Here is a 7,891-nt window from a genome sequence, read left to right on the forward strand (position 1 = left end):
CTGTTGGGGGAAAAGGAATTTTGCAAAGGTCTCTGTTTAAACGAAACGGAAATGACGGTAAACCCGATCACGCCCACAATGACAAAAAGGTCGTCTGAAACCTAAATTGGTTTTCAGACGACTTTTTTATAGTGGATTAACTTTAAACCAGTACAGCGTTGCCTCGCCTTGCCGTACTATCTGTACTGTCTGCGGCTTCGTCGCCTTGTCCTGATTTAGTTAAGCCACTATAGTTCAAGCCGGTTGGCTTATTTGTTGAAGAAAACCAGCGTCCACGGCAAGACGTAGGCTTGCAGCAGGGTCAACAGGCCGACGAAGGTACAGAAAATCAAGCTGTGTTTCACGGTGAAGCGGAACAGGTTGGATTCTTTGCCTTCCAGACCGACTGCCGCGCAGGCGATAGCGATGGATTGCGGCGAAATCATTTTGCCGGTTACGCCGCCGGTGGTGTTGGCTGCAACGGTCAGTTCGGGTACGACGTTGATTTGATGCGCAGTGCTGGCTTGCAGCGAGCCGAAGAGTGCGTTGGCGGAGGTGTCCGAACCGGTCAGGAATACGCCCAGCCAGCCGAGGAACGGCGAGAAGAACGGGAACACGGTGCCGGTAGCGGCGAGGACGAGTGCCAATGTGGACGACAGGCCTGAATAGTTTGCTACGAATGCGAAGCCGAGTACCAAGCCGATGGACAGGATGGACAGGCGCAGTTCTTTGAGCGTTTCAAAGAAAGTGCTGACGGCTTCGGAAGGTTTCATTTTCAGCAAGGCGGCGGAAACGATGGAAGCAAACAGGATTGCCGTGCCGACTGCGCCGAGGAGGTCGATTTTGAATACGGCGGCGTATGGTGTCGGTTCGCTGACGATGGGCGCGGCTTTTTGTACCAAGTTATGCAGCATCGGCCAGTCGAATTTGATGGTGGCAACGCCCAAAGCCTCTTTAACACCCTTAATCGTCCACACGCTGACGAAAACGGTCAGGATGGCGAAAGGCGACCAGGCTTTGATGATTTGCCCGGCAGTGTATTCGCCCGCTTTACGTTCGGACGGTTTTTTCATGCCGTTGAAGGTGAAGATTTCTTTAGGCTGCCATTTTTTCAGGAAGGCAGACAGGCAGACCAGGCTGACCAATGCGGAGGTCACGTCGGGTAACTCGGGGCCGATGAAGTTGGCGGTAATGAACTGGGTAGTGGCGAAAGACACGCCCGCCACCAATACGGCAGGCCAAGTTTGGCGTATGCCGCGCATACCGTCCATCATGGCAACCAACCAGAAAGGAACGATAATCGACAGGATCGGCAGTTGGCGGCCGGCAACCTGACCGATATGGTAAGGGTCGAGGTTAGACACTTGACCGGCAACCAGGATTGGAATGCCCATCGCGCCGAAAGCCACGGGCGCGGTATTGGCAATCAAACACAAACCGGCGGCGTAGAGCGGATTAAAGCCCAAGCCCACCAACAAAGAGGCAGTAATCGCCACCGGCGCGCCGAAGCCTGCCGCGCCTTCGAGGAATGCGCCGAAGGAGAAGCCGACCAGCAGCATTTGCAGGCGTTGGTCTTCGGTAATCGAAATCACGGAAGCGCGGATGATGTCGAACTGCCCTGTTTTCACGGTAATTTTATACAGGAACACGGCGGTAACGATAATCCATGCAATCGGCCACAAACCGTAGGCAAAGCCGTACAGCGCGGAAGAAACCGCCATGCCCGCAGGCATTCCGAAGCCTAATATGGCAACCCCAAGCGCAATCAGCAGCGTATAAAGCCCCGCCTGATAACCCTTGAGCTTCAGGATGGTCAGTGCGACAAAGAAAAAGATAATGGGCAGGAGGGCGACGGCTGCCGTCAAATATAGGCTGCCGCCCACTGCGGTATAGTTTTGAATCCAAGTATCCATAGGGAAAATCTCCGAATATTTTTCTAATATATTTTCTTAAATTGGTAAAACCAATTTTGAGAACGGAGGACACTTTACGAAACTTTAATATGGCGGTCAATTATTTTTTCAGACGACCCGGCGGCATTGGCGCAAATTTGTTATTTAATTTTAAATAAAACAAAATATTATATGAATTGTAAAAATGTAGCCCAATGTAGTTTAAAAACACATATGGGTAGGACAAGCCATATTGACGGGATACGGGGCGGTTAATTAGAATACGGCGACATTGGTCATGCCAATTTTGATGCAGGCTGCCATTTCAGACGGCCTGCCGCATCACATTATCGGATTTGGGTCTTCTTCGCAGAAAAAACATGATGGAAAAGAGGGAATTACAATGACAAAACTGGTTCGTCCGCAAAAAATCAGCGACCAAATATTGTCGATATTGGAGGAACGCATCGCGGCGGGCATTTACGAAGAAGGCGGCAAAATCCCGCCCGAGCGCACGTTGGCGGAAGAATTCGGCGTATCGCGCCCGTCGGTCAGGGTCGCGCTCAACATCCTGATTGCGCGGCAGGTTTTGGAAGCGCGTCAGGGCGACGGCTATTACGTTTCCGTCAAACCGCAACAGGATTTCCTCCAAAGCTGGCAAGAATTGCTCGGCAAACATTCCAACTGGGAAACCGACGTTTTCGATTTCAGCTGCCACATCGAAGGCTGCATGGCGTCGTTGGCTGCCGAGAGGCGCACCGATGCCGATTTGAAACGGATTGATTTTTGGCGGCAAAAATTCGAATCCGCCTGCGAAAGCGGCAATCTGGAACATCAAAGCGAAGCCGACGTGAGCTTTCACCAAACCATCGCCGACGCCGCGCACAACATCCTCTTCAGCCACCTCTCCGGCGGCCTGCTCAAAATGCTCTACCGCCAGACGCGCAGCAGCATCATCTATTCCAACCAAACCGAAGACCCCCGCCCCAAGCTGATCGCGCAACACCGCGCCATCTACGAAGCCATCTTGGAACGCCGCCCCGCCGATGCCGCCGAAGCCGCCAAAATACACTTAAACTACGTCGCCAACAGCATCTTGCAAAACAGGGCATACCAAAGCCGCAATGAACACGCCGACACGCTGGCGCAGAAAGACTTGAAGCGGGTGCAGGACTGGAAGTAGCTTCCTGCCTGACGGAAATAGCAAGCAGACACAAAACCCGATTATCCGCCCGCAACTGCAAGGTCGTCTGAAAACCCAAATACCTGCCTTCGCGGCAGATTCCTACAACAAAAAAGGAGTAGAAATGAAACTATCCGAACTGTTCAACCCCAACGAATTTACCGCGCGTCATTTGAGTTTCGGCGACGAGGCTGCGCTTTTGGAAGCGCTCGGCGAGAAGAACATGGACGATTTTGTCGGCAACACCGTGCCGCAAAGCATCCGTATGCCGTCCGAACTCGACCTGCCCGAAGCCCTGACCGAGGCGGATGCTTTGGCGAAGCTGAAAGCCATTGCGGCGAAAAACGTGATCAACAAATCCTATATCGGCTTGGGCTATTACCCGACCCGCGTGCCGAACGTGATTTTGCGCAACGTGTTGGAAAATCCGGGCTGGTACACCGCCTATACGCCGTATCAGGCGGAAATCGCGCAGGGGCGTTTGGAAGCCTTGTTGAACTTCCAGCAGGTGTGTATTGATTTGACCGGTTTCCCCGTGGCGGGCGCGTCTTTGTTGGACGAAGCGACCGCCGCCGCCGAAGCGATGGCGATGGCGCACCGCGTGGGCAAAGTGAAATCCGAGCGTTTCTTCGTGGACGAGCGCGTCTATCCGCAGACTTTGGACGTGATGAAAACCCGCGCCAAATATTTCGGCTTCGAGCTGGTGGTCGGTGATTTTGCCAAAGCGGATGAAGGCGAATACTTCGGCGCGCTGTTCCAATACGTCGGCAAAGACGGCGATGTGCAAGACTTGCAAAGCGTCATAGGTCGTCTGAAAACCAAAGGCACGATTGTTGCCGTTGCCGCCGACATCATGAGCTTGGTCTTGCTGAAATCGCCCGCCGAGTTGGGTGCGGATATTGCGTTGGGCAACACGCAACGCTTCGGCGTACCGATGGGCTTCGGCGGGCCGCACGCTGCTTATTTCGCCTTTAAAGACGAGTTCAAACGCTCCGCCCCCGGCCGCATCATCGGCGTATCCAAAGACGCATCGGGCAAACCTGCCTTGCGCATGGCGTTGTCCACCCGCGAGCAACACATCCGCCGCGAAAAAGCGACATCCAATATTTGTACCGCGCAGGCATTGCTGGCAAACTTGGCGGGCATGTATGCCGTCTATCACGGCCCCGAAGGCGTGAAACGCATCGCCAACCGCATTCACGCGCTGGCTTCCGTCTTTGCCGATGCGCTGGTTTCAGACGGCCTCAAAGTGGTTCACGAAGTCTTCTTCGATACCGTTACCGTCGATTTCGGCGGCAAAGAAAAAGCGGACAAAGCGTTCCAAACCGCTTTGGAACTGGGCTACAACCTGCGCCGCGTCAGCGACACGCAAATCGCCGCCGCCTTCCACGAAACATCCGTGCGCGAAGACCTTGCCGTGTTGTACTACGCCTTCACCGGCAACAACACCTTCACGCTTTCAGACGACGTCAAAGGCCGTCTGAAAACCGAATTCCTGCGCCAAGACAATATCTTGCAACATCCCGTGTTCAACCGTTACCACACCGAACACGAAATGCTGCGCTACCTGAAAAAACTCGAAGACCGCGATTTGGCGATGAACCGCAGCATGATTTCGCTGGGCAGCTGCACCATGAAGCTCAACGCCACCGCCGAAATGCTGCCGATTACCTGGACGGAGTTCTCCGACATCCACCCCTACGCCCCCGAAACCCAAACCGCCGGCTACCGCGAACTCCTGACCGACATGGAAAACAGCCTGAAAGCCATCACCGGCTTTGACGCGATTTCCTTCCAGCCCAACTCCGGCGCGCAGGGCGAATACAGCGGTATGCTCGCCATCCGCCGCTATCAGGAAGCGCAAGGCGAAGCGCAGCGCAACATCTGCCTGATTCCCAAATCCGCCCACGGCACCAACCCCGCCACCGCCGCCATGCTCGGTTTGAAAGTCGTCGTCGTCGATACCGACGAACACGGCAACGTCAACATCGACGACTTGAAAGCCAAAGCCGAGCAACACCGCGACGCCTTGTCCGCCATCATGATTACCTACCCGTCCACTCACGGCGTGTACGAAGAAGGCATCCGCGACATCTGCCGCATCATCCATGAAAACGGCGGACAAGTTTACATGGACGGCGCCAACCTCAACGCCCAAATCGGCATCATGCAGCCCGCCGAAGTCGGCGCGGACGTATTGCACATGAACCTGCACAAAACCTTCTGCATCCCCCACGGCGGCGGCGGCCCGGGCATGGGCCCCATCGGTCTGAAAGCCCACCTCGCCCCGTTTGCCCCAGGCCATACCTTGACCGACACGCACAGCGCAAGTGCCGGGCAAACCGCCGTTGCCGCCGCCGCCTTCGGCTCCGCGTCCATCCTGCCGATTACCTGGATGTACCTGACCATGATGGGCAAACAAGGCATGGAGCAGGCAACGCGCTGGGCATTGCTCAACGCCAACTACGTCGCCAAACGCCTGGGCGAAGACTATCCCGTTCTCTACACAGGCAAAAACGGCCGCGTCGCACATGAATGCATCGTCGATTTGCGTCCGCTCAAAGCCGAAAGCGGCATCACCGAAACCGACATCGCCAAACGCCTGATGGACTACGGCTTCCACGCCCCGACCGTCTCCTTCCCCGTTGCCGGCACGCTGATGATCGAGCCGACCGAGAGCGAGAGCAAAGCCGAACTCGACCGCTTCATCGCCGCCCTGAAACAAATCAAACAGGAAGTGTTGAAAGTCGAACGCGGCGAATGGCCGAAAGACGACAACCCGCTGGTCAACGCCCCGCACACCGCCGCCGACGTAACCGGCGAATGGGCGCATCCGTACTCCCGCGAAGAAGCCGTCTTCCCGCTGCCCTTCGTGCGTGAAAACAAATTCTGGCCGAGCGTCAACCGCGTGGACAACGTGTACGGCGACCGGAATCTGGTCTGCACCTGCCCGCCGACGGAAGCGTATGAAGATTAAGGTTTAATATGAAGAAAGGTCGTCTGAAAATTCCAGACGACCTTTGTTTTAAAAAACGTTCATTCAGAAGGTAGCATGTTTGCAACCTAATCTGTTTGTCAGTTTTATTTTTTCTTGCCAAAAATCAGGGATAACACTGACAAAATCAGGAAACCGACAAACAGGATTTTAGCGATACCTGCCGCGCTGCCTGCAATACCACCAAAGCCCAGTACGGCTGCAATAATGGCGATGACAAAGAAAACAACTGCATAATGAAGCATGGTTTTTTCCTTTCTGTTTGGTGTGCAAACGGTTTGATGTGCAAACGGTTGAGGATAACCTGTCCGTTTTTGTGGGATTTAACAGTTTTAATTACTTAATCAACTATCTTGTTGATTAATTTCATACTCACGGATGTAACCGCTTGTAGTACACCTTATCTGATAACTTCTTACTTAGCAAACCGTAGTAATACAAATTTTCAAGAAATCAGCCCATTTATAAAATAACCAAACCATAAATCAACAACTTACATACAGACGTTAAGTTTTGAAAACATTCACATTTTATCGATTAAGATGCACTCAATAAAATTCTTTTTTAAAATCAACAAAAAATAAAAAATAATATTTACATAAAAAGTAATACTAAATCTGCTGTTTGAATCATCATGAAACGGCTCAGAAAAATAAAAGGTCGTCTGAAATGCCATTTCCCTTATTGATTGTTTTTTTGGAACGATTTCGTTATAAAACTAACCATCCCTTGCCCTTTTCAGACGACCTAACAGGAAAACCGCCATGCAAAACATCCGCGCCGCCGCCGTGCAAATGATTTCGTCCACCGACCCCGATGCCAACATTAACACCATGAAACGCCTCGTGCGCCAAGCCGCAAAGCAAGGCGCGGACTGGGTGCTGCTGCCCGAATATTGGCCGCTGATGGGGCGTAAGGATACCGACAAACTGGCTTTCGCCGAACCTTTAGTCGGCGGCAATTTTAGCGAAACTCGCTACGCTCGTTTTCAGACGACCTTGAGCGAAACGGCAGCGGAATGCGGCGTGGTGCTTTTTGGCGGCACGATTCCGCTGCGAAGCCCCGAAGCGGGCAAAGTGATGAACACGATGTTGGTGTACGACCGCGACGGCACGCAAATCGGGCTATATCACAAAATGCACCTGTTCGGTTTTTCAGGTTTGGGCGAACGCTATGCCGAAGCGGACACCATCAGCGCAGGCGGCGATGTGCCGAAATTGGCTGCCGACGGCGTCCCGCTTGCCGCGGGCGTGTGCTACGACTTGCGCTTTCCCGAGTTTTTCCGCGCCCAGCAGCCGTTTGACGTTTTGCTGCTGCCCGCCGCCTTCACTTACACGACAGGCAAAGCGCATTGGGAATTGTTGCTGCGCGCCCGCGCAGTGGAAAACCAATGCTACGTCATCGCTTCGGCGCAAGGCGGCGAGCACGAAAGCGGCAGGCGCACGTTCGGTCATAGCATGATTATCGATCCGTGGGGCGAAATTTTGGACGTATTGCCCGAAGGCGAAGGCATCGTCATCGCCGATTTGGACGCTGCGAGGCTGCAAAGCGTGCGCACCAGGCTGCCCGCGTTGCAACACAGGTTGTTAAAATAAAAACAATTCATCCCCAAACGTCGCCATTTCCGCCTTAAATTCTATGATATGTTGATTTTATCGCAACAAAATTAATCCAAAGTAATATGAAATTGACAATTAATTTTGCATTTATAATATTAGCAGGTACAATTTCAGACTATTTATTTGGGCTAGTCATACATTGCACAACTGCAGACAAAAATAAGGCTGTTCAACAGTCTAGTGCATTTTATATAGTCAATTAAAATCAAAATAGGACAGTAAT

5 protein-coding genes are annotated in these 7,891 nt (G+C 52.9%); 3 read left to right on the plus strand and 2 right to left on the minus strand.

The genetic code is table 11. From position 1 onward, the window contains the following. Nucleotides 1-248 precede the first annotated feature (248 nt). A complete protein-coding gene (locus HMPREF2726_RS03400) occupies nucleotides 249-1,892 on the minus strand; it encodes a lactate permease LctP family transporter (protein WP_070602179.1) in 1,644 nt (547 codons plus the stop codon). Between the two features lie 382 nt (nucleotides 1,893-2,274). On the opposite strand from HMPREF2726_RS03400, the gene HMPREF2726_RS03405 reads away from it, so the two are divergent. Together HMPREF2726_RS03405 and gcvP are read left to right on the plus strand one after the other, a co-directional pair. Beyond that, entirely contained in the window at nucleotides 2,275-3,054 is a 780-nt protein-coding gene (locus HMPREF2726_RS03405; protein ID WP_036492635.1) for a FadR/GntR family transcriptional regulator, read from the plus strand. Between the two features lie 124 nt (nucleotides 3,055-3,178). After that, on the plus strand, nucleotides 3,179-6,031 hold the full coding sequence (gene gcvP, locus HMPREF2726_RS03410) for an aminomethyl-transferring glycine dehydrogenase (RefSeq protein ID WP_070602181.1): 2,853 nt from the start codon (nucleotides 3,179-3,181) through the stop codon (nucleotides 6,029-6,031). A gap of 104 nt (nucleotides 6,032-6,135) precedes the next feature. On the opposite strand, the gene HMPREF2726_RS03415 is transcribed toward gcvP, so the two are convergent. After that, complete coding sequence (locus HMPREF2726_RS03415; protein ID WP_003744611.1) at nucleotides 6,136-6,294, minus strand: DUF1328 domain-containing protein; 159 nt, start codon at nucleotides 6,292-6,294, stop codon at nucleotides 6,136-6,138. Between the two features lie 519 nt (nucleotides 6,295-6,813). On the opposite strand from HMPREF2726_RS03415, the gene HMPREF2726_RS03420 reads away from it, so the two are divergent. Next, complete coding sequence (locus HMPREF2726_RS03420) at nucleotides 6,814-7,644, plus strand: carbon-nitrogen hydrolase family protein (protein WP_070602183.1); 831 nt, start codon at nucleotides 6,814-6,816, stop codon at nucleotides 7,642-7,644. Nucleotides 7,645-7,891: the final 247 nt, after the last annotated feature.

The sequence above is a fragment of the Neisseria sp. HMSC074B07 genome, assembly GCF_001810355.1.
Classification (GTDB): domain Bacteria; phylum Pseudomonadota; class Gammaproteobacteria; order Burkholderiales; family Neisseriaceae; genus Neisseria.

Excerpts from the sequence above, each read along its gene's own strand:
- HMPREF2726_RS03400 (WP_070602179.1), bottom strand. The coding sequence starts at position 1,892 with ATGGATACTTGGATTCAAAACTATACCGCAGTGGGCGGCAGCCTATAT.
- HMPREF2726_RS03405 (WP_036492635.1), top strand. The coding sequence starts at position 2,275 with ATGACAAAACTGGTTCGTCCGCAAAAAATCAGCGACCAAATATTGTCG.
- gcvP (WP_070602181.1), top strand. The coding sequence starts at position 3,179 with ATGAAACTATCCGAACTGTTCAACCCCAACGAATTTACCGCGCGTCAT.
- HMPREF2726_RS03415 (WP_003744611.1), bottom strand. The coding sequence starts at position 6,294 with ATGCTTCATTATGCAGTTGTTTTCTTTGTCATCGCCATTATTGCAGCC.
- HMPREF2726_RS03420 (WP_070602183.1), top strand. The coding sequence starts at position 6,814 with ATGCAAAACATCCGCGCCGCCGCCGTGCAAATGATTTCGTCCACCGAC.